At 37.5% G+C, this 24151-nt stretch carries 11 protein-coding genes and 1 pseudogene; 11 read left to right on the forward strand and 1 reads right to left on the reverse strand.

The features are described from left to right. Positions 1-238 precede the first annotated feature (238 nt). The 6 genes and pseudogenes from ABH899_RS26550 (at position 239) to drmB (ending at position 12433) form a co-directional block, all read left to right on the forward strand. Positions 239-1312, forward strand: coding sequence for a hypothetical protein (locus ABH899_RS26550; protein WP_370001766.1), 1074 nt, complete (start codon positions 239-241; stop codon positions 1310-1312). Positions 1313-1474: 162 nt separating this feature from the next. Next, positions 1475-2159, forward strand: a pseudogene (locus ABH899_RS26555) (SAM-dependent methyltransferase); the annotation flags it as partial. Positions 2160-2170: 11 nt separating this feature from the next. Further along, the gene (locus ABH899_RS26560; protein WP_370001768.1) at positions 2171-3442 is read left to right on the forward strand and encodes a helicase-related protein; all 1272 of its coding nucleotides are present in this window, start codon (positions 2171-2173) and stop codon (positions 3440-3442) included. An 855-nt stretch (positions 3443-4297) separates the two neighbouring features. After that, the gene (locus ABH899_RS26565; protein WP_370001770.1) at positions 4298-6904 is read left to right on the forward strand and encodes a DrmE family protein; all 2607 of its coding nucleotides are present in this window, start codon (positions 4298-4300) and stop codon (positions 6902-6904) included. Positions 6905-6920: 16 nt separating this feature from the next. Next, positions 6921-10535, forward strand: a complete 3615-nt coding sequence (locus ABH899_RS26570) for a helicase-related protein (RefSeq protein ID WP_370001773.1) — start codon at positions 6921-6923, stop codon at positions 10533-10535. Between the two features lie 5 nt (positions 10536-10540). After that, entirely contained in the window at positions 10541-12433 is a 1893-nt protein-coding gene (drmB, locus tag ABH899_RS26575) for a DrmB family protein (protein ID WP_370001775.1), read from the forward strand. Between the two features lie 305 nt (positions 12434-12738). Here drmB and ABH899_RS26580 read toward each other — a convergent pair whose 3' ends face one another. Then, entirely contained in the window at positions 12739-13944 is a 1206-nt protein-coding gene (locus ABH899_RS26580) for a DNA cytosine methyltransferase (protein WP_370001777.1), read from the reverse strand. Between the two features lie 132 nt (positions 13945-14076). Between ABH899_RS26580 and ABH899_RS26585 the strand changes: the two genes are divergently transcribed. From ABH899_RS26585 to ABH899_RS26605, 5 genes are all read left to right on the forward strand, one after another. Continuing rightward, positions 14077-17202 (forward strand): ATP-binding protein, encoded by a 3126-nt coding sequence (locus ABH899_RS26585; RefSeq protein ID WP_370001779.1) that lies wholly within the window; start codon positions 14077-14079, stop codon positions 17200-17202. Next, positions 17199-19202 (forward strand): hypothetical protein, encoded by a 2004-nt coding sequence (locus ABH899_RS26590; RefSeq protein WP_370001781.1) that lies wholly within the window; start codon positions 17199-17201, stop codon positions 19200-19202. The genes ABH899_RS26585 and ABH899_RS26590 overlap by 4 nt, the downstream gene beginning before the upstream one ends. Positions 19203-19211: 9 nt before the next feature. Then, entirely contained in the window at positions 19212-19625 is a 414-nt protein-coding gene (locus tag ABH899_RS26595; RefSeq protein WP_370001782.1) for a very short patch repair endonuclease, read from the forward strand. A 68-nt stretch (positions 19626-19693) separates the two neighbouring features. Next, complete coding sequence (locus ABH899_RS26600; protein ID WP_370001784.1) at positions 19694-21652, forward strand: McrB family protein; 1959 nt, start codon at positions 19694-19696, stop codon at positions 21650-21652. After that, positions 21618-24035, forward strand: coding sequence for a DUF2357 domain-containing protein (locus tag ABH899_RS26605; RefSeq protein WP_370001786.1), 2418 nt, complete (start codon positions 21618-21620; stop codon positions 24033-24035). Before ABH899_RS26600 ends, ABH899_RS26605 begins: the two co-directional genes overlap by 35 nt. Positions 24036-24151: the final 116 nt, after the last annotated feature.

Consider the following 24151-nt stretch of genomic DNA (forward strand, 5'->3'; position numbering starts at 1 on the left):
TTAATCATCCTTTAACCCCGTCAAACTGAAATTTTCCACAACTGTAGGTATTGACGTCATGTCTTGCGACGCTTGCGGGGAACTAGACCATTCCAAAATCAAAATAAAGTTGCTTCAGAAAATGCTTGCTGAATTTGTATATTCTATCAGCCTTTTGTAGTGTGACCGGTAATTATATTGCGGGTAATTACTAGCACGCTATTCTATTTTGGAGGATTTTGTAATTTGATGTAGAATTATGATTGTGGAAACAAAATCCTATAGTTTATATGATAATAAAATTTTAAGTGGGGAATTCATAATGCTCAATGATGATAATAAAAAAATTTGTCTAGAACAAATTGGGCAATCGATTAATTATTGCAATGAAATTCTGAGGGAATTTTGTGGCAAGGAAATTAGTATTAAATATTCTATTATAAGTAGCATGGATTTTAATGCAAAATGTAGTTTGTTAGAAAATGGAATATATTCTATAGAAATATTGTCAGAAGTTTTCGAGAAAACATTTGATATTTTAAACACTTTGTTATACGAAAAGAATAGCCAATTTTATTCAATAATTTCTTATGGTGAAGAGAATTACAACAAGGTCAAAGCTAACAAATACCTGGACATTATGCATGCTATATCTACTAGATTGATAATATTTCATGAACTAGGGCACATTTTTAACGGTCATTTAGATTACTACCAAGCCCATAAAACAGATAAAGGTTTATCGTTTTATATGGATTCAAGTAGAAATAATTTGCCGCCTCTAGAAAGCCAAATACTAGAAATGGATGCTGATGCATTCGCCGCTACTAGACTTGTCGGTCAATTAACTTTTCCAGCCAACATTGATCGTTTAAATGGAGAAATATTAGATCTTATTAAGGGAGAAATGCATACTCTTATTTTACTCATTGTGAGCTCTTGCTTATCATTTAGTATTATGGGGCTTGGGAGGAAGAGAGAGCCTGGCGATTATTTGAATTCTAAATACCTCCCGCTTAGAACCAGGCAGGATTATTATGTAAGATGTACCTTAAATGCTTTTAGGATGCTTAATAGAACACTAATTGATAAAGTTAATGCAGAGTTGCTAGATATAAAATTCTACAGAGAAGTACTCTATAATATTGAACAGTACGTTAATCTATATTTTCAAGAAGCATTGGGTATTCCTCAAAAGCAAATGGATTCAAGTAATAATAAAAACGAGCTGGACGAAAAATTATTAAGTCACGCAGACTATCTAGAAGAGTTTTGGACCAGAGAAATGAGGATTAAGTTGTTACCATTTAGTTACTTTGATCTAGCGTTATAAGAGATATATTAAATACTGCATTAGATTCAAATAATTCTCTTTCTAGGCCACAAGATTTATTGCTCGTGGTCCTTTTTTTACCCCCTTCGTAATACTTTCACCATGTTCGTTTGCATATATCTAAGCTAAGATAGCTTTAACATAGTTTAGGAGTCGATCCATATGGCAATCATCCAAGTTAGGTCTAATAATCCTCAGTTTTCATTTTGATCAAGAAAAATCCGAATTCCGGCATGATGCTTCGCTCGGTCCGCAGGGGTATGGCGTACGGCTGGTACACAGATCAGCAGACTTTTAATGTGTACTTTAAAGATGCGGACAATGAAATCTCCTATAAACAGCACGAAAATGAGAACTTCGAATATCTGCGTGATACAACACGCCCTTATTTTCGTTAAATGCAATTAATGAATTTTTCTCTGCGCCGCTTAAGGCCCAGGATGAACGGGATACTGACGGTTACGAGCATACGTTTTTCATCAATATGATACATATCGAACTGATTCGGTACATCGAGTTTTTCGAGAAACACTTAAAGGAATTTACTTTCGAAATCACCCATCAGGCCCATAAGAGCTACTCTCTTACCGTTACGACACAGAAGAGCCTGTATCAGCTGCTCCATGCAGTCAGTGTGCTGTGCTTGTTCCTCTCGATGTTCGGAAACGAATATATCGATATCTCGGACAGCATCCTGGATAAGTACATCAAGAGTATGAATGTGATTGCTGCGCCGTTTTATATTCGCAGTCTGTTTGTCCGGAATTTCCTGTCTACGAGGGATCGGTTCCAAAAATACAAAGCGGAAATCGAGAAAACGGACCGCTACAATTTTCAATTTGCCTACGTCGTGGCTGGTTGTCCCCTTTCCGGTATTTTGGTGTTTATGATGATACCGATTATTCATCCATAAGATGGCTTGGAACGCACTACGATGATGAACAACTGACTGCTGCACAGCTAAAACAAACGCTGGCCGTCAAGATCTACGATGCTTGGACTGAGTACAAGCAAACAAGAACGATTGGTTTTTGCTCTTCCATTCGGCAGGCGGAATTTTTGGCGGGCTATTTTCAAGACAAGGGAGTATCAGCGGTCAGTCTTCACTCTGGAACAGTAGGAATCACAAGGGAAGAGGCGATTACACGTCTAGCCAGAGGGAGCTTAGAAGTTATATTTACAGTCGATTTGTTTAATGATGGTGTAGATATTCCTAGCGTAGATACCTTGCTTTTTGTCCGTCCAACGGAATCATTAACGGTGTTCACACAACAAGTTGGTCGGGGGCTGAGATTGTCAGAGCAGAAGTCGCATTGTACGATCATTGACTTAATTGGAAATTACCGAAATGCAGACGTGAAGCTTCGATTATTTGCAAGTGAAGGTGAAGCAAAGGGAACAGCAAAGGAACCAGTGATTCCATCTGTACCAGTCGGATGTGAGCTTCATCTGGAGACGGCAGTCATCAATCTGCTCAATGAATTAAGCCGTAAGAAGCTGCCGCACCGCGAGCGGTTGCATCGTTCTTTCCTTGATCTAAAGAATGAGCTCGGAACAATTCCTACTTATCTGGAGCTTCACCTGTATGGCAGATCCAACAGCTGGGAATATCGAAATGAATTTGGTTCTTACATTGGTTTTCTTCAATGGGCCGAATGCTTATCGAAAGAAGAAGAGGAAGTATATTATAAATATGAAACTTGGATCCGTGATGTCGAGAAGACGGTCATGGCCAAGAGCTATAAAATGATCGTTCTTCTCTATATGCTCGAACGAGGACCGGAACATTGGGCGGAGTCTGTTACCTCTAACGAGGTAGCACCATTCTTTCACGGTTACCTTATGGAAAAGGAATACAGAAGACGAATCGATTTCTCCGACAAGGACTCGAAACGGCTCTGGGAGTATAATGAAACAGGAGTTAGCCAGCTTATTGAACGTATGCCAATGACGAAGTGGGGTTCTGCTAAAGGGAGTATGACCCACTTCGAAGATAGGGTGTTTAGTATAAGGATTGAACCCGCTCATGAGCATTGGTCAATCCTGTATCGCTGGACAAAAGAAATTTGCCTTCATAGGCTACATCATCACTTTGAGCGCAAAGAACAAAAGCAGGGGCCCCTTCAGTAAAATCATTATAAGTTGGGACTGTATATAGATTTGATGTAGGAAGCTTCTTTTTCAATAAAATGAGCTGTTTAATGATAAACGAGTATCTGGAGATAAATTATACTGCTGAACAGATGGATAAGCCTGAAACGAACTTGGAAGAATTACAGATCAAAATACTGTAAGCTAATAATAATTTCTTGAGCGGTATTTTGATGCAAGTTCAATTGAAGTGATGAAGAAATCATATCATTAATCATTTTCTTTAAATGATCAAGGTATCGCAATTTAATAATTTCACTGATTTCTTAACCTCAAAGTAGAAAGGAAACAGAGATTTTCACCTTTAAAATGTACGTTGAGACTGGGAATGAATCTCTAATTAAATCCCTAAAGTTTTTACTAATGAACTGGTTGAACATATACCATAATATAAGCGTCTGAGACTTAGGTCCCGACGCTTTCTCCATGTAAATATATTAGTAAATCGCGTATAGGTCTAGAGTTCTATACCGTAAAGTAGTATAACTAGATTGTAGGAGTAATAAGAAATAAGAAAAGTATAGGCCGTGGAGCATGCACTTGATGAAGCCTCTAGTATACGAGTAAGTTCTGAATCGCAAACATTAGAACGGATATACAGGACCTTGCGCCAGCGGGGGTACGCAGAGTCCGCCAAGCTGCTGCTCGAGAAGATCACCGACGACATCGGGGGCTATCCTGGGCGTACGAAGTAAGCGCTTCCTGAGACGACGATCGCAATCAGTTCGCGCTTTTTATGGGGGACAAGCTGCAGTCGAGTGTGGTGGCCTAGATAGTTCGAAAAGTATAGCTGTTCTTAATCTACATGTTTTAGTTATTAGAGGATGGGTGTTTATGGAGAGTCAGCTATTGGATAAATTGAAGTATGCTTTTTCAAAGGCGTCTTTTTTACTGGATGGAAAGTTATTAATAAAAAATAATTATATATCTCAACATGCTGAAATTATCATGGAACTTCTCACAAAATCAAGAAAAGAACGTGGTATTATTCTTCATCAAGGAACATCCTTGCCTCTTTATTTCGCAACAGTGCTTGCCTGTTTTAAAACTTATTTATCCGATGACAGGGATGATGCTGAATTTCTTGAAGAGCTAAGCGTTGGGGACCTTGTTCTGTATGAAAACAAAAGGGGTGTATATGAAGGTAGAGATGCTGACGGGAAGATAATCATTTATTACAACGACAAGGGAGGGACTAGGACAAAAAATCTGATCCCGATATCACTTGTTAACCGAATACAGCCGTATTACGGAAACGCTAAAAGTCTTGACGGGAGGGGGATTAAGCGTAAGAGGTATGTAAAGAACGTCATATCGAATTTATTCAAAATCGGAGCGGACGATATAAAAAGTGTTATCAGAAATTCTGTGGTTGTGGTTTGTGATAAGTTAGAGGCAGATCAATTTATTAGTCAGCTTAGCCTTTTGGTTGATCAATTTCAGGCAAAGGTAGGGGATATTTTTCCGGCTGCTTATTATACATCGAATGAAGTCTATTACTACTCTGGTAACTCGGCAAAAGTAGATCCTCTCATTAAATTTACTAGTAAATTATCTGTGGCGCGTGAATTAATTATTGATGATAAATGCATTGAAATGCTTCTTATCGATGGGGCTAACTATTTCGCAGAAGATATTTCAGAAATAACAAGTGTTTACAACCGGGGCTCACTTAAAAGCATCATCATGCTTGGTGAAGTCTGCAAAGGTTTGAATTCCAGAACTTTAAATAATCTAGAAAATCTCAAGTTGTTTCTTTGGACAAAGGATAAGATTCAGCTGAACAGTGACGACGTTCTAGCTGGCATAAACGTTCATGATGAAAGTAAGCGCCTTGATAAGTTATTGAATAATTATATAAACGTCAATTTTGAAAAGGTTAGGGTGGATTTCGAGTTTTCAGATGTAATAGTTAAATGCAAACAGGATATATATTCATTATCGAGGCATCCGCAGGAAAATGAAAAAAAGTCATTGTTTATTAAAAAATCATATTGGTTACTCAATCTTCTTGAGAAGTCATTCTTTCCAATTGTACAGATGGAGAGGCTGGTTGCTGAAAACAAAATTAATGCTCCCTCTCCTGATAAAGAACTCCAATCGTTAGTAGAATTAACAAGGGAGTTATCTGGTTGGAATTTTGAATCATTAATGCAGAATGTGATAGGGAACCTTCAAATAATTAAAAGGAGACTTGACGAATCTAATCCGAGATATAACTACTTGGTAGAAAAGTTAAAAGACTTTAACCTAACAAAAAGAAGATTTTCGATTATTTGCGCAAAAACATATTATGCAAAAGTCTTTTTAGAGTCAGTACCTCACTACTTGAGGGAGACAGTTGAAAAATGTGACTTTTTCACACCAAACAAATACAGTTCAAACACGAATTACCACAGTGTAGAGGTTATTGGGGTTTGGGATTGGTCCAAACTAAATCCGTTGTTATTATCAAATGCAAAGACTGTTTCTTTTTTGTTATACGATCACGAGAGCAAGAGACTTACACAAGCACAAGATCAAACAAATCGTAGGTTATTGTCCATAAAAGAGAATAATATGCTGATAGAAAGATTTAAAAATGGTACCAGGCATCAAGATGAGGAAATTACTGTTAGTGTAGAACCCGATGAAGAATACGTTGATAACTACCTAGAATCTATTACGAATAATATTAATTTGACTGTGGTCTTGGATAGTTTAAGAGAATCCTCTAGTTCCGGCACTCAGACCTCTGAAATTATAAAGGTTGCAATGTTAGATACAGGGGAACGACTTTTTTTAACACGATATTATTCCCCTTATGTATTTGATGTCGATCGTCAAAATATAACTGAGAAGGAAGTACCTTCGTTAAGTGTTGGAGATTTACTAATATTTACGAATTACGATAACGACACAAGGGATATCGTAGAGAGAATAATTGATATTATGTTACAAAGTGAAGACTGTGAAGAAAATTTTCGTGAATCTTATCGGAAGTCATTGCATTGGAAAAGTGTACTCAAAGACTTGATAAAGAAAAAACGGCTTAGTTATCGTGGTTTATCTAATATTATGGCAGATGCCGGGACACTAAAACACGAAGTAACTTTAAGAAGTTGGCTAGATCAGAGCTCTCATATTGTAGGTCCAAGAGATGTTGAGTCATATATGGCTATAGCGAAAATAACTAAAGATCCTCAATTGTTAAAGAATCCGGAGGCTTTCCATCAATCGACTAGAGAAGTCCGAACTATGAGAATTCGTATCCTAAAGTTTCTCGGCAAGAACATCGTTCAAAGCTATAATAAAAATCAGGATGCACAGGAAGATGAAATCCTTAGTAAGCTGCCAATCGATCTCAATAAAATGTCGAGATTAGTACAAATCGAACAACTTTCCGATACTGAGAACTTACTAATTCCAGCTCATTTAGCAAATAAGCCTGTAATACTTTAAAGTGTGGAGGAAAGAGATGAGAGATACCCTATTAGATACGAGAAAAGATTTATTTGATCAAGTCAAAAAGGAGCTTCTCGGGCCGGGGTCCGAATATTCAATTCCAGACGAAGAACACGAAATAATTACTGACTTGCCAGAAGTAAGATACAGTGTCGGTGTTCTATTTCCTCAAAAGAACCTTGTCAATGCGGACAATAACCAAGAAGCTGTACCGAAAACTACCGTTCAGGAAGAAAATGAAGGATTAATTGAAGAGGAACCTTTAAATGATTTTGATGCCAAAAGTGAGAAAAAAAAGAGGTATTTGGGTAACGTGGCAGATGATTCAGAGAATGGTTCCTTAGATGAAGATATCAGCCTTTCGATGCAAAATATGCCATCATCCGTTGGAATGACCTTCTTTGTGGATCAGAACTGTGAAACACTTAGCGTTAAGGTTTCATTTGCTACTTACCGGAAAGCTTTACTTGAGGACTGCAAATTGCCCTTTACTCCGGAGAATGCGGATAGCTACATTCTGCCTACAAAAGTAATTCACATGGTGGAGTATCAAAAACCTGAGGGGCGTCTGGTAATAAAAGGTAGGATGACCCCCAAAGAAGTTACTCAAATTAAACAGTCCGATGAAGTCAATGATGATTACTTAATCGATTGTCTTTATAGGTTAAGTAATCAATTCACAAAAGGCTACGTTAGAAACCCTCATGAGGTCGATGTAAATATTAAATTCACTAATAATTATTTTGAAAAAACGAATCTATCAAATCAAAATATGAAGTGTGTTGCGATTAAACGTCCAACTCCTGATGGTCTTTATGCTATTACCATCTTATTGGTTAACATGAACACTGGTGCATATAATGGAACGAACTCCTTTTTCCAGCCTAGGATTTTGGCCAATACAGGAAATAATAAAGGAATTCGCTTTAAGGAATATACTAATAGAGAATATGCAGAGAACGGGGATTTAGAGGAAAAAGGACTTGACCTTCTTTACCGGGATAAAAAAGTGTACGCAACCGGTCATGGGGTATCGTCTGATTGGAATGTAATCGATACTGGTGAGGGGCAGATTTGGACGGAGTTTATGCCAACGTTCGAAGTACCTCAGATGGATTTTAGTATTAGGGATAAAAGGGTAAATATAAATGCATTATCGATGAAATATTTGTCGGATTTGGATTCTACTGAAAGAAACATTAAAATTGCTGCAATGAAGGGTTTGATTGACGCTTATTCAACTTGGATTTCCGATATTGAAAAGGTTGGTAAATCATTGGATAAAAAGTTTCAAGATGCTGTCGATAAACACACTCGTGATTGCAAGGATTCTTGTGGTCGGATGTACCACGGATTGAAGTTGTTGGAAGAAGACGATAAAATCTATGACGCTTTTCAACTAGCCAATAGAGCAATGTTTATGCAACGGATTCATTCCGCATTCCAGAGAGAAGATCATTACCCTGGTGATATCGAGTTGCAGGAACGGATGGAAAGCTTAGACTATTTTAAAATTGAAGATAAAGAGCATAAATGGAGACCTTTTCAGTTAGCGTTCTTATTAATGAGTCTTAGATCAATTGCAGCGGAGACAAGTGATGAACGAGATTTGGTCGATCTCATATGGTTTCCAACAGGCGGTGGTAAGACTGAGGCGTACTTAGGACTTACAGCATTCACTATTTTCTACCGTCGGCTTACCTATCTCGAAAGCTCCAATGGTACGACTGTAATTATGAGATACACTCTTCGATTATTGGCCGCGCAACAATTCCTGAGGGCTGGTACTCTTATTTGTGCATGTGAGTCTATTAGAAGAGATTGCGAAAGAAGAAAATCAAGGTATCCAAAACATACCCTTGGGAAAGAAAGGATTACAATTGGACTTTGGATAGGGGGCACTCATACTCCGAATAAAAATGATAACGCAAAACAATCTCTCGAAAAGCTTCTTAAGGCATCCAGTAGTGACTTGAGGGATGTAAAAGATAAACATAATAAATTTCAGATACTTAAGTGTCCGTGGTGTGGTACGAAGTTAGTGAGAGATCACGACGCTACAGGGAAAGGAATAATTGGCCAATGGGGATATATGATGGAAGGAAAAAACAACTTCCGTATTTATTGTCCTCAAGAAAGTTGTGAGTTTGAATCGGCTTTACCCATCCAGATCGTGGATGAAGAGCTATATAAGAGCCCGCCCACGCTATTGTTTGGTACAGTGGATAAATTTGCAATGCTACCTTGGAAAAATGAAGCAGGGAGTTTTTTTGCAGCAACCCATACCACTCGGGATAATAGAACTCCTGAATTGATTATTCAAGATGAGCTACATCTTATCTCTGGACCGTTGGGCACAATTGTAGGTTTATACGAAACAGCAATTGATGCATTGTGCAGCGTAAAAGGCGTGAAACCTAAGATCATTGCCTCTACCGCCACGATTCGACGAGCAAAGGACCAATGTTCGAATCTGTTTAATAGAGATGTGTGTCAGTTTCCCGCACCCGGTATTGATGCATCAGATTCTTTCTTTGCTCGTGAAGCAGAGACCACAGAAAAACCAGGGCGTAAATATGTTGGAATTATGCCATCTGGGAAGACAAAGGCAATGATGGAGGTACGTTCTATCGCTTCAATCCTCCAACGCGTTCATATGATGAATATTCCAGATGAAGTTAAGGATAAATTCTGGACATTAGCCGTTTACTTTAACAGTTTGCGTGATTTGAGTAAATGCTCAACCTTAGTGGATGATGACGTAAAGGATTTTCTCAGAAGGACGGCGTATCGTTTTGGGAACAGGAATTTAACGAGACAAATCGGCTCAGCAGATGAATTAACAAGCCGTATCTCTACCTCACAGTTAAATGAAACTTTAGAGAAGCTGGAGCAAGTAGTTTATAGCAATGAAAACATAAAAGATAAAAAATATCCAATCAATGTATTACTTGCAACAAATATGATTTCAGTAGGTGTGGATGTTGCGCGGCTAAATGTGATGTTGTTAGTTGGTCAACCAAAACTCACGAGTGAGTACATTCAAGCATCAAGCCGGATTGGAAGGACATATCCAGGAATTGCGTTTGTATTATACGATGGTGCAAAAAGCCGCGATAGGTCCCACTATGAACAATTTAGAAGTTATCACGAGTCCTTCTACAAGTTTGTAGAACCTACAGGTGCGACTCCTTTTTCAAAACCAGCACGTGATCGTGCGCTACACGCGGTTATGGTTACACTTATGAGGCATAAATACCAACTTTCCCAAGATAATGCGGCCCAATTTTTTCAGCGAGATGAGGAAGCGACGAAAGAGATTGAGTCGTACATCTTAACTCGTGTGAATGAAGTGAAAAAACGGGCGGATATCGAGTTAAAAGATGAGACGGAAGAGATCCTTAGGGAGATGAGCGAGTTCTGGGATGATTGGGCGGATCGTATTAATCGTTCGTCTGGAACACCATTTTACTATGGCGATAGATACATAGTACAAGACCCACCATCAGACTCGAAAAGGTTATTAAAAGTATTTGGTAATGAAAGTTCCGATTCCGCTAAAGAAACTCTAACTTCCATGCGGAATGTGGATAGAAGTGTAACTGCGGGGCTAATAATCTGGGAGTGATATCCATGGCGAAATTAGGTAGACAAAAAGATATACAAAGACTTAACAAAGTTACGCATACAGTCAGAAGTTCCCAAGCTATACTTCAGTATGGTGTAGGGGCAATGGTCGATTTCCCCGACCAAACATTAATGACGGCTGCTCCAGAATATTGGGGTACGAGGGTAAGCAGGATTCACGATGAGAGATTGGAAAAGGCATTGAAGGTGGATTACTTTGGAATGCCGGGAAACAGCAATTTCAAGGATGACTGGGGCATTGCATACACCAGGTTCCCCGAGTGGTATTTTTGCCCCAAATGCCGGGTGTTTCAACCGCTAAAATCATGGATCAAGGAGTATGCCAAGAAAGCGACTGCAAAACAAAAGGAAATAGACCCAAACATGAAAAGACCTAGGTGTATGGAATGTAGGCAGGGTTTAGTTCCAAGCCGTATTGTAGTTGCATGTACAAAGGGGCATATTGATGATTTTCCGTGGGTTAGATGGGCACACGAAAAAAATGTTACTGGTAGACAAGACATATGTCCCGACCCGAAAATAACATTTGAGACAGGAACTACTGCTACTGCAGGCCTAGAAGGGCTTAATATTAAGTGCAAAAGCTGTAATGCACGGGCTACCTTAAAAGGTGCATTTGATAGGGATGCTATGGAAAAGTTAGGTTTTAGATGCACTGGAAGAATGCCTTGGAAAAATCATTCCGTTGATTGTAATGAATTTCCTAGGGCTATGCAACGAGGAGCATCCTCGTTGTATTATCCTAAAGTTGTAAGCTCGCTTGTGATACCCCCTTATTCTGAAAAAGTTAATGATTGGATCTCATCCTCAAAAGGATTTGAAAAAACATTAAATTACATTGGGGAATGCGACGAGTTCGAGCGTCAGGAGAATATCAAAAAAAGGTTGGATAAATGGTCAGAGGAAATCTCAATCGAGATATCAGTTGATGAAAGAGTTATAAAGAATATCTTATCTAGACGGTTAGTGGAGTCTGCTGATAACGATTCTGAGATAGTAAATGCAAGTGGGTTGCAATATAGGCTTGAAGAGTTTGAGGCGCTTTCCGGAAAAATTTCAATAAGCAATCTAAATGAAAATGATTTTGTTAGGGAAGAACCCGATATTAATTTCTACGATATCCCCTTTGTAAAGAATGTTTCACTTATTCACAAGATTAGGGAAGTTCGTGCACTTACAGGTTTTACGAGAATAAATCCCTCTGACGCAAATGAAGTAGGAGAAAATATACCTGGTTTTATCCCGCTAAAAGAGCCGGAAACAAGATGGTATCCAGGTTATGAGGTTCGTGGAGAGGGGATATTCATTGAATTTAACAATGCTGATATTAATCAGTGGTTTGAACAGAACGAACAAAGCATTCAAAAAAGAATAAAGATTATAAATGATCATTATCAAGCATCGTATCAAGGGGAGTTCACGAGCAGGGTTATTACACCTAAGTTTGTCTTACTTCATACAATAGCTCATTTGCTAATACGTCAATTAAGTTTTGAATGTGGTTACACAGCTGCATCTCTTCGCGAAAGATTGTACTGCAGCGAGCCGGAAGATGGGTTCGAGATGTCTGCCATTCTTATATACACGGCAAGCGGGGATTCGGAAGGAACTCTTGGTGGGCTTGTTAGACAGGGATACTGGGATTGCCTCCCTAGAACATTTAAAAAGGCAATTGAGTTTGGCGAATTATGCTCGAATGATCCTGTCTGTATATCTAGTAAAGGACAAGGTCGAGACGCGTTAAATCTGGCATCTTGCCACTCGTGTAGCTTACTTCCGGAAACTAGTTGTGAGGAATTTAATGTTTTCCTGGATCGTGCATTAGTTGTGGGGACTTTTGAGGAAAAAGAGATAGGTTTCTATAAAGATTGGATATAGTAATGCAGGGAGAGATTTGCTAAATCTCTCCTTGTATGTTTTCAATCATTAGTTAAGGTTTCTTAATTCAGACTTATTAGATATCCTAACCAATGTATTAAGCTCCTAGAAGGTTTTACTTTTCATGCAAAAGCATTGATCTCCGATAGGTCTAAAAGCTTACTTAGTAAGCACTAACTTCACTCAGTATGGTTTTGAGCAAACATTGAATTGGGTGTTTTGATTAGAGGGAAACCTCTCGAGGATGTATCTCATTGTTTAGTTAAAAAATAAAGAGACCTAAGTGAATATCTTAGGTCTCGGTTTTATGCTTGAGTTGCTGCAACTAATTGTTTGGGGAAAAGTTCAATTTGAACCTCATTTATAAGCTGATTGTATATAAGATCTACGAAAGATTGAGCGAGTTTTACAGGCACTGCATTGCCAATTTGAGTAGCTATGTTTTCGCTAGAACCTTCATAAGCATTTCCATCGACTTTTCCGGTGAATTTGTAATGCATTGGAAATGTTTGAATTAATGCAGCTTCTCTCATGCTGATTGCTCGATCTTCTTCAGGATGTCCAAACCGTCCTTTTGTATAGGCTAAACACCCGCATGTTATGGTTGGAGCATAATTGTCGAAATTCATTCTTCCATAGACATCTCCAAAGCTAACGTTCGACTTTTTATGGCATTCCAATGTTAACTGCTCTTCTTTCCAATCGGAACGACTACCTCCATTCCAAGGAGTAGCCCGGATTCTAACTAGGTTATCAGGGGAAAGATTCCTACATCTATGTAGTTTATCTTTTTCATCAGCCCCACCGGCTTCTAATTTAGATAAATTGTGTGGCTCCAAATGCTTTCTTAACGTGGGGGCTTTTTCTGTTTTTGGCCATAAAGGAAGCGGGTTAGTTACATATGGTTGTCCCTTGACGGATTCTTTAATAATCGCATCGGTATTCGGGAATTCATTTATCTTTTTTCCGATAAGTATCATTCTTTTTCTGTGTTGAGGAACCCCGTAATTAACGGCATCTACTACTTCAAAGCGTAAGTGATATGACGGACGATCGCAATGTTTTTTGTGGCCGTCGGAATCCAAATTAGCAAGAAGGGTTAGGAAGATATGAAAGATTTTGAAATTAACTATATTATCGACGTTCTCAAATAGGATATAATTGGGTTGAAATATCTTTGCGACTCTTATCACTTGCATTATAAGTTTATTGCGATCGTCTGCATTAGTGACACTTTTCTTTCGGCTATGTCTTGAGAACCCTTGACACGGCGGTGTTGCAACGAGAAGGTCCAGGTTATCGCCATTCAGTTTACTTTTAATCTTATTCCATTTCTTTTTCTTGACTTTTCGTATATCTTTCACTAACAGGTGGTCGTTACCGTGATTTAACGCATACGTACTCGCAATAATTTTGTCAAACTCAACGGCACATTTTATATCAAAGTGTTTTTTTAACGCTTCGGATACCCCACCTGCTCCGGAAAATAAATCTATAGTTGAAAATTTCACATGGTACCCCCTACACTAATACTCTTATAACATATTATTGTATAACATTGTGCCAGCTGCTGAAAAGTACCTATATTTGATAATAAGGATTTGGATTTAGAGGGAAATAACAATATTTAGGAGATGTAAAAAATGGCAAAATTTAAGACAAGGGCTAGAGCTGTAGATCTCCTCGGTAAACAGCAAATAAGAGATGAAGTAACCGCCATATCCGAGCTGCTTAGGAATGCGTACGATGCTGATGCTTCGGAAGGACTAATAGACATAGATACCGATAAACAATGCATCTTGGTCTGCGATGATGGGGATGGAATGAATGCTGACGATTTAGAACAAAATTGGCTAACAATTGGGACCTACTCCAAGAAAACTAAAGATATTAAGCCTTCAAAAAAAAATAGAATAAAAATTGGAGAGAAAGGAATAGGGAGATTAGCGGTGTCCTTATTGGGAGATCAGCTTTTAATAATCTCAAAAAAGAAGTTGGATGGAAAATGGTGCATTCTATATCTTCACTGGGAGCTTTTTAGAAATGAAAAACTGTTTCTTGAGGATATAGAAATTCCTTTAAAAACTTTTAATACATTGGACGAAGTGTCTATTTATTTGAAAGAAAACGAGCATGATCTTAAAAACATGTTATTAAACAACCTATATGATGATTCAAAATGGGACAGTGAAGTCAGAAATCTTGTAATGGAACAAATAGATTCCTTCCAAATAGAAAAAAAAGTTTTTGACAGAATGAAAATAATAGAAAGCCGTAAGGGGGGGACCATCTTTTACCTTACGAATATCGACTATAGTTGGGATTGGAAAGTATATGAAAATATTAAGAATCTTCAAGTTAAAGATGAAACCCTGAAAATTCGTTATAGAAGATTAAAAGATCTTTTATACTCGTTTCAAAACTATATTGATATTTATGATAAAGAATTAGAAGAGGAGGAACTACAAACAAAAAACATTCCAGCTTCAGGAGATGAAAAAAAGGAAGATAATAGGTTTAACCCCAAAATTCACATAAATGGGTATCAATTAGAGGACGAACAATGGTTTAATAAAGATGATATCAAACTATACGATTATGCATTAAAAGGTAATATCATCGATGGTATGTTTATTGGAAAGGCATTTATGCGCGGACAAGGCAAGGTAGAGGAGGTCAATGTCCCTGCAAGCGAATTAACTAAAGGGCTTAGTATTAAAAACTTTAAAGATTTTGGCCCAATTTTACTCAAATGGTTTTTTGTTGAGGGTATTGAAAGTGCTTCCTCTTTGAATAAAGATCAATTTCGTGACATGAAAGATAAGCTTGGAGATATCGGAGGGATTTATGTTTATAGAGATGGGCTGAGAATTCTTCCATATGGCGAACAAGGGAACGACTTTCTGCATATGGAGGAAAGAAGAACTAAACGTGCTGCTACATATTTATTTAGCCATCGAAGAATGTTTGGGTTCATGGAGATAAGTAAGATATCTAATCCATCTTTGGTGGATAAATCAAGTAGAGAAGGGTTTGTAGAGAATTCCAGCTATAATTACTTTCGAAATGTGGCTATTAACTTATTAATGTGGTGGGCGGTTGAATATTTAGGGACGACTCAAGATAATGGCAAGAGAAACAATTACATACACGCACTAAGAGAAGAGCATGAGAGACAAGAAAGGGCTAGGCAACAACAATTAGAAGAGGAAAAGAAAGAAAAGCAATATTTCAAAGATCTGGATATGTCCATAGAAAAGTTTGGTGATTCTTTGGATGTTCAATCATCCAAAATATTGACTGATTTAAATATGCTATATGAGAACTATAAAAGTAAAATTGAATTATGTAAAAATAGATTGGAAAAATATGATCTAATTTATTCATTTAAGAGAGAGTGCATTGAGAAAATAGATTTACTTTGGCAATTTAAGCTTGAATTGAATCCAAGGTATAACCATTCGATTGAACTGATAGAATTAGTTGAGGAGTTGAATAATGAATGCTCCGATGAGGTTATAAAGGGTAACCAAAATCTGGATTCGTTGATAAAGCAGCTCGAACTTGTGCCATTTCTTGAAGCATCAAAAGAATTATCAAATATCAATACAAATTTAGATGAAGCTCTTGATTGGATTGATAAATTCATAAAGAAAATTAATGAATTAAACAGTAGTCAATTCAAGGATCATTTTGAAATGTTGGATGAAGTCAGAGAAAAAACTATCAATTTATTATTTAATTCTATAGAAGATAATAGGAATAAAATAAATAAAGAAATTGAGAAACTTACTGGCTACCAGAAGAAGTTTAATCAATATAAAATGAGCAATAAAACTTTATTATTAAAAGATGCTACTCTACAAAATGCCATTCATGAAATATTACAGGATTTCAATTCAAGTATTAATACAATACAAGATAATATATTAAGTTATGAAAACGAAATAAAGCAAAGTACAGTTCTAAAAAACACTGAATTATTATTAGGTAAAGTAATCGAAAATTTAGATAGTATCAATATTTTAAATAATGATGAATTTTTAATAGGACTTTTAAAGAAGGAAGTTGAAATGTACCGTGATTTATCAGCAGTCGGGCTTGCGGCCGAGATGACAAGTCATGAGTTTAACTCCTTGAATAAAGTAATTAGAGAAAACGTTGATGCATTATCTAAAGCGCTTAAACCAACTCCTTTGGCGCCGGTTATTCAGAGAGTTAATCAATCTTTTACTTCATTAGAAAGACTTCAAGCCAGAATGAGCCCCCTATATAGGCAGTCAAGAAAAAGGTCCAAAGATATAAATTTAAAAATATTTATCGATGATGTACTGGAGTATTTTTCGACCGATATAACAAAATATACAATAAAAATTATAAATGACATACCTGAAAATTTAATAATTAGAGAAGTTGAGCCTGTTTTATTTACTCCAATTGCGAATGTAATATCCAATTCAATTTATTGGATGCTAAATCAAGATAGAAGAGAGATTCATTTTTATTACTCTGAAACAAACCAGACATTATTTATTCATGATACTGGCCAGGGGATAAAAGAAACGGATATGGTAAGGGTTTTTGAACCATACTTCACAAAGAAATTGCAAGGCCGGGGATTAGGACTATTTCTTTCAAGAGATACCTTAGAATCACGGGGACATTTTTTGTTTTTAGAAGATAATAATAACACCCTTAGAAATCTAGGTGGAGCATGCTTCGGTATACAGTTTAAAAAAGATTCGATACTACGAGAGGTGCAAAAATGAGTTCGACTGCAGAGTTAAGTTACGTAAATCATATTGTTAAGGATTATTTTAATTCAATATTAATAATAGACGATCAGTTGGATTTGAATGTCAGTGTAATAGAAGAAAATGTTGAGCTAGATTTAAATAATATTGATTACGATTCCGTCAATCCGGCACTTCTAGTTGGAGCGGAAGAGGATAATGATTTTACTAGAGTTAGTATGAATGAGACCGCCGCGGCAGCAGCCCCCGCCGTACCTTTAAAAAAATATATATTACAGCCTGAGGCGTCATATCATACTCAGTTAATGGAGGAGGGATTTGTCACCACTCCGTTCAGATATAATTCAACAATTGATGTTGCTCAGGTTGATGTACTAGATAACTTACTTTCAACAATAAAACTTCTTATCGTAGATTGGGATTTGGAAAATTCCAAAACTGTAGGGTCGGGAACAGCGGCTTCTGCAATTTTGCATAAGTATGCAAGTTTTGATAAAGGGTTAAAGTGCGCTGTAATTTATACAGCATCGGATGACATTGATGGTATCATGGAATTTCTTAAAGAAAAAAAATTGATAACAAGAAGAGACGGGGAGTTTTTTGAAAATATAAGTGATTCAGGACATAAATTATTCGGTTTTATTATTTCTAAAAACCATTTTAAGGCAAAACAAATCATTCCGATAATTTCGCAGAAACTACTGGCCGATAAAAGCCTGGTACTTCACTTTATGGATACAGCCGCAAGAATCAATAATAACATAAGCAAAGCAATGCTAGAGTTTAGTGCTCCATTTGAAAAGGTGATTTTTTCTCAAATTCTTACTGCTAAAATCCCGGAAAATGATATACCTAGATTTCTAACTGATAAATTTTTGGGCATCGTAATGGAAAATAAGGACAATAAATATCAATATAACTTTATTGTTGAAAATAAATTAACAAGTTTAAAAAAGGCCACTGTTACAGGATTTCCTTTAGATAAAATCGTTAAGTTGATATTAGAAATTGGATCCGATGGAACAAAAAAGGCTCTAATTAAAAAATTTAGAGATACAGAATTTGTTTCACAATTAGTTAAAAAGATTCAAGACCATCAGCAAGGACTGCAAGTTTTAGAAGAAGAGATTTACGGGTTAATAAACAATGATAATTTAAATAAAGATTTCTTCCTAATCATAATGCTATGGGATGAGTTTTTAAAAGAAAAATGCGGTAAGTCATTACAATGTGATATATTGGCATCTCTACGGCCACATCCTTTTAATGAAGATAATCTTAAAGAAATAAGTAACTACTTTGACCTTAAACTAAGTGGTCAGTTTAGAAAATTTGTTTGGGAAAAAAATATTAGTACGTTGATATTAGAGTTGCTTACAAAATATGAAGAGGGGGCATTTGAAGACTTTAAAACTGAACTTATAAGTACGATAAATAGTTTTGATGATGAGAAAGAAAAACTAATTAATCTACTTATTTTATGGCCAGCCTTTTTTGGGGATGAATCCGAGTTCAGCAATTCATATAAAACACAAATATATAATTTTACTAAGTTGATGAAATTTGGCGAGAACACGGACGACCGAATAGAAACCGGCGCAATTTATTACCAAGCGGCAAACGATACATATCTATTATGTATTACACCGTATTGTGATACCTTTAATACAACAAAGGTTGATTCATACATAAAATTTTTGATAGGAAGAATTGAGCCAAATCCAACAGAGGAAACTCTCAAAAATTCTGATACTCCTAACTGTTTTTATATGGCCGTTCCTTTTACAGAAGAAAAAAAAGTGAAAATTATAAAATGGAATTTTTACGAAGTTACCACCATCCACGAACAAGATGTAAAATCGGATAAACTGAATAAGTTGCTTTATTTGCGTAAAGAGTATATTCAAAATGTTTTGAATCGATACATTGCATACCAATCTAGGGCAGGGGTCGATGAACTGTTTTTTAAAGAATCAAGTTATACAAATAACTTTAAAAACTTTCTACAATACTGAGGTAATTTTATGGATTCCTTTAGTAAAGAAAAAAGAAGCCAAATAATGAGTAAGATAAAGTCTAAAAATACAACGCCGGAACTAATTGTCCGGCGTCTTTTGCATAAAATGGGATATCGATTCAGATTGCACAGAACCGACCTGCCTGGTAAACCTGATATCGTATTACCAAGGTTTAAGAAGGTGATATTTGTAAACGGTTGTTTCTGGCACGGTCATAGTAATTGCAAGAAATCGCAACTGCCCGAATCAAATAAGAAGTTTTGGCAAGATAAAATAAGTAGAAATATAAATCGTGATGCAGAAAATATCAAAAAACTTATTGAAATGGGCTGGGGGGTTCTTACTATTTGGGATTGTCAAACAAAGAAAAGGGGTATAGAGAACTTAGAGATGTTGTTAGACGCCTTCCTAAAAAAGTAATATTCAATTCTTATTAACCCGCGATCCCTTAAAGGATTCTCCAATATGTGTAAGGTGGTAACTTGAGAATGAGTATAAACACAATAATTGGTTCAGAGTTGTTTGAAACTTACAATAAAATTTCTAACGCAATTAAGACAATTCAAAAAGAAGATAAAACATTGGATGAAAAGAAAATTTTAATGACGGAATTGCGAAAAAAAAATGAAGCTGTCTTAAAAAATTATAACGATATGGCTGCAGAGTTTGCTCGTTCATTTATAAATAAGAATCAATTAAATGATGACCATATCATTGAAGCCAGAATCGGTAGCCCTACACCCTACGGTAACCAACCAAAGGATTATCTTTGGTCGGGAATCTCCATACATGCAGATAAGTCCTTTAGTTTTCAATATTCATGGGTATTTCAGAAAGACATTCTAGAAGTTACATTTTGCTTTGGTTCAGGAGGTTCTTCATCGGGAAGAATTGACGCTTCTCGTAAAGAAAAAAAAGAAGCACAGATGAGAGCACTTGAACAACGGTTCGTTAACATTCTAATGGATGACAGATATAAAGAGATAATCTTACGGTTATTAATAGAAGAGGGGTTTGTTATTACCTCAGAATGGTTAAATTCAGGAGAAAAAATACAGGACATTGAAAGCTACGTGTCTTTTATTCAGACGAAAACCGGTTCAAAGACTGGAATAACTAAGTTCTTTAAACCGGATGAGCTTCTAAATGAAGGGTTTGATCTGGAAGCCAAGATATATCACTACTTTCATTTGTTTCGTCCAATCTGGGAACAGTTACACATATACGATGAAGAAACGAACACAATTAGTGAGTATATTGAAGAGGAAACATTGTATTACAAAGAAGATGACGATCAAATTTTTGGAGTTTTACAAAAAATAAAAAAATACATTAATCATCAAGGCTTCCAATACCCCGATAAACTGATTGAGAATTTCTACCTTTCTTTAAAAACAAAGCCTTACATTATTCTAGCCGGTATTTCCGGCACCGGGAAAACGAAGCTAATCCAAAAATTCGCGGAAGCACTTGGGGCAACAGAAGCGAATGGGCGGTTTACGCTTATTCCGGTAAGACCGGATTGGAATGACCCGTCTGATCTAATCGGGTACAAGGATCTGGGTGGGATATTTCGCCGAGGAAAGTTAACTTACGTGCTGGAAGCGGCATCTGAGCCGGAGAACTGGCAGAAACCCTATTTTGTTTGTTTAGATGAGATGAACCTAGCGAGAGTAGAGCACTATTTAAGTGATTTACTTAGTATCCTAGAAACGCAGCGTTGGCAAGAAGGTCGCATTGTAACAGATACGGTCGTGGCCGAGGATCAAGTAGGCCGCAATATTGGCATTCCCGATAATGTATTCTTCATTGGCACGGTCAATATGGACGAAACCACGTATCCTTTTAGCAAGAAGGTACTGGATCGAGCCAATACGATCGAATTCAATCATATCCAACTCGACAATTTCAAAGACTTAGAAGAAGCTACTGCTTCTTTTGAAGAGGAGTTGGAGTCTGTGTACCCGACAGCGCGCTTCTTAACAAGTAACTACCTGCAACTAAAGGACGCATACGCAGAGTATAAAGATATCATCCAAAGCACGGTTAGTCAGTTGGTAAAGATCAATGCGATCTTAGAAAATATCCATGCTCATGTTGGTTTTCGTGTCAGGGATTCGATCTGTTTTTACTTGATATACAATGAACGTTTTTCTTTAATGACGGCCGATGATGCTATGGATATGCAGATTATGCAGAAGATCCTTCCCCGAATACAGGGGAATAATTCCGTAGTTAAAAAGGTAATCATTGAGCTTTTGTTGTTTGCACTTAACGGATCCACCTCTAGCAGTAAAGAATACATGGATGGAGAAAGAGATATTGAGCAGGTATGGGCAAAGCATGTAAACGACAATAACGTGAAATACCCCCAAACGGCTAGAAAGCTCATCTACATGCTACGGAGGCTCGATGATGACGGATTCACTTCATTCTGGGTCTCTTAAGAAGAGTGTGATTCTTCTGCACATTGAAACGAATCTTTTTGATCTTTACTTGGAAGGAAAGCCGTATCACCCAACGGTAGATATGCTGCAGCTGCATCGAACAGAGGAGAAGGAATGGGAGCAGGCGAATCTTCATGTGTCTTCTAATTACGAAGCGTTGCAGGTTCTATCAATTGCCGTTTTTAATCCAAAAACAAGGGAGCTAGAGCCTTGGCAGAACAACCAAGCTAGCTTTCCTATCTTCTACGAGACGCAATCCTATGGTTTATTGGTCGAGAAGAAGGCGGATATAGATTTAACTTTTTTTCATGAGAATTATGCTTTGCGCGAAGCGATTATGCCTAAAGGAAAGCATATCTTATCTGGGTATTTAAATTTCCAGAATGAAATCGGATTTACCGAGCTGGAACTTCGTTCATACAGTTCGTCTCTATTAAAGCTTAGGCTGGAAGTTTTCCCTGTTAAGATGGATTACAAGCGGGATTATCATACAATTCTTCAAGATATTAATCAACAGCTGCATAACCTAACGTTTGACTTTCTGCGCAAAACGTACCAATTAACCGGGCTTAAAGAGACGAACCAGCAGAGTTTGACGGAATATTTCACGATATTACGCTATCTTTTTGACCAATTAATACATGCTGTTCAAATGATCGAAGGTTCCCCTCATAAAAAAATGCATCAAGACCAACGCATTGTTCCGACCGAGAAAGCGAAGAAGATTAACTACAAAACTTTACAATATTTGAGTAAACATCCACAACTGCTGGTCAAAGACCAGGCGAATGGAATGATTCAGGTTAGAGGCGAACGATTTCTTCCTACGCATGTGTTGGACACTAGGAGAATTATTAATTATGACACCCATGAAAACCGATTCGTTCGTTGGGTGTTTGTCCGCATCGAGCGGAAGCTGAAAGACTTATGGAAATTGATGAAGGACCAGAGGCGTCTAGAGGATCCCATGTTGGCACAGACGATAACTCGCATGCTGAAGGAAGTGCGAAGGGTGCTTCAGTTCGACTTTCTGCAAGTGGGATTTATGAAGCAAATGTCGGTTTCCCTAGTCATGCAGATGGCTCCGGGGTATCGTGAAGTGTATAAGTCATACCTCATGCTGCTTAAAGGTCTTGCCATTCAGGATGACTTGTTCCAGCTGTCATTAAAGGATTTAGCCACATTGTATGAGTATTGGTGTTTTCTTAAGATACATCAGTTGCTAAGTAAGAAGTATGAGTTGGTAAGACAGGACATTATTAAGTTAGATTATAGTGGTATCTTCGTTAAATTAAAGAAATCCGCCGCGTCAACAGTAAACTACCGAAATCCTATTAACGGGGAAATTTTTAAATTGTATTACAACCAGACACTTCGAGGACCGACACTTACACAAAAACCAGATAATGTCCTTACTCTTAGAAAAGTAGAAACTTCTACCGAGTATAAGTATGTGTTCGACGCGAAGTACCGCTTGAACCCTGCGGAGCCGGGGACTGCTTATTATACGACCTATGACGGACTTCCGGGACCGGAGGAGGGCGACATCAACACAATGCATCGTTACCGAGACGCCATCGTTCATGCGGAGAAGGACACGGAGCAATTTGAGCGGACGATGTTTGGGGCTTATGTGTTATTCCCTTACCCGGATGAAGAGAAGTATAAGGAGCATCGTTTTTACAAAAGCATTAAGTCCGTTAATGTTGGGGCTTTTCCATTTTTGCCGGGGTCTACTAAATTGTTGGAAGAGTTCCTGGATGAGATCATTCTGGATAGTCCGGAGAATGCATACGAGCGGGCTGTCCGGCCAAAAGGATCGAAGGAATATTACGATAACAAGTACAGCGGTAAGAATGTATTGGTTGGCTGCATGAGTCGCGAGGAACAGTTGGAGATTGTGCTACGGAATAAATTTTACCATACACCACTTGAAAATATCACAAATCACAAACTGCTGACACAATTGGAGTTTGTTGCGCTCTATCAATCGAAGAAGTTCTTCGGTAAGTCTAACGAAATTGTGGGCGTGAAGTACTATGGAAAAATAAAGGACTGGAAGATTGTGAAACGCGGCGAAATTACGGTAATTCCCTCAAAGCACAATCCTCCTGATAAGCTTTATGTGGTGTTCGAGATTGAGGAGTGGGAAACGAGGAAAGAAATCATTCTCCCTGGTGGTCATGGGGTTCGGAGCATTGCTTTTACGTCAAAGTATATATTCGACCGCGCACAGGAAATAGCGGAATTGAAGCTGGAGAATGAGGAAGAGCTGCTTCTGTGGCGCGAGGCGCGCCGAAGAGGTCGCGTGGAAGTGAAGTTAGATCATGAGCATCTTGACTATGCAAAAAAGGTAATGAGCGTTAGCTTAAAGGGGCAATAAAAGGGAAGTGGACACCAAGTGTTTATGTTGACGACTTGTTGACGAACTATGTCAACAAGTAAAAAAACTCAAACAAAACGAACAATACGCGTTGGTCAAAACCCTTAGAAATCAAG

Origin of the sequence: Paenibacillus sp. RC84 (genome assembly GCF_041260495.1) — a bacterium.
Taxonomy (GTDB): domain Bacteria; phylum Bacillota; class Bacilli; order Paenibacillales; family NBRC-103111; genus Paenibacillus_F.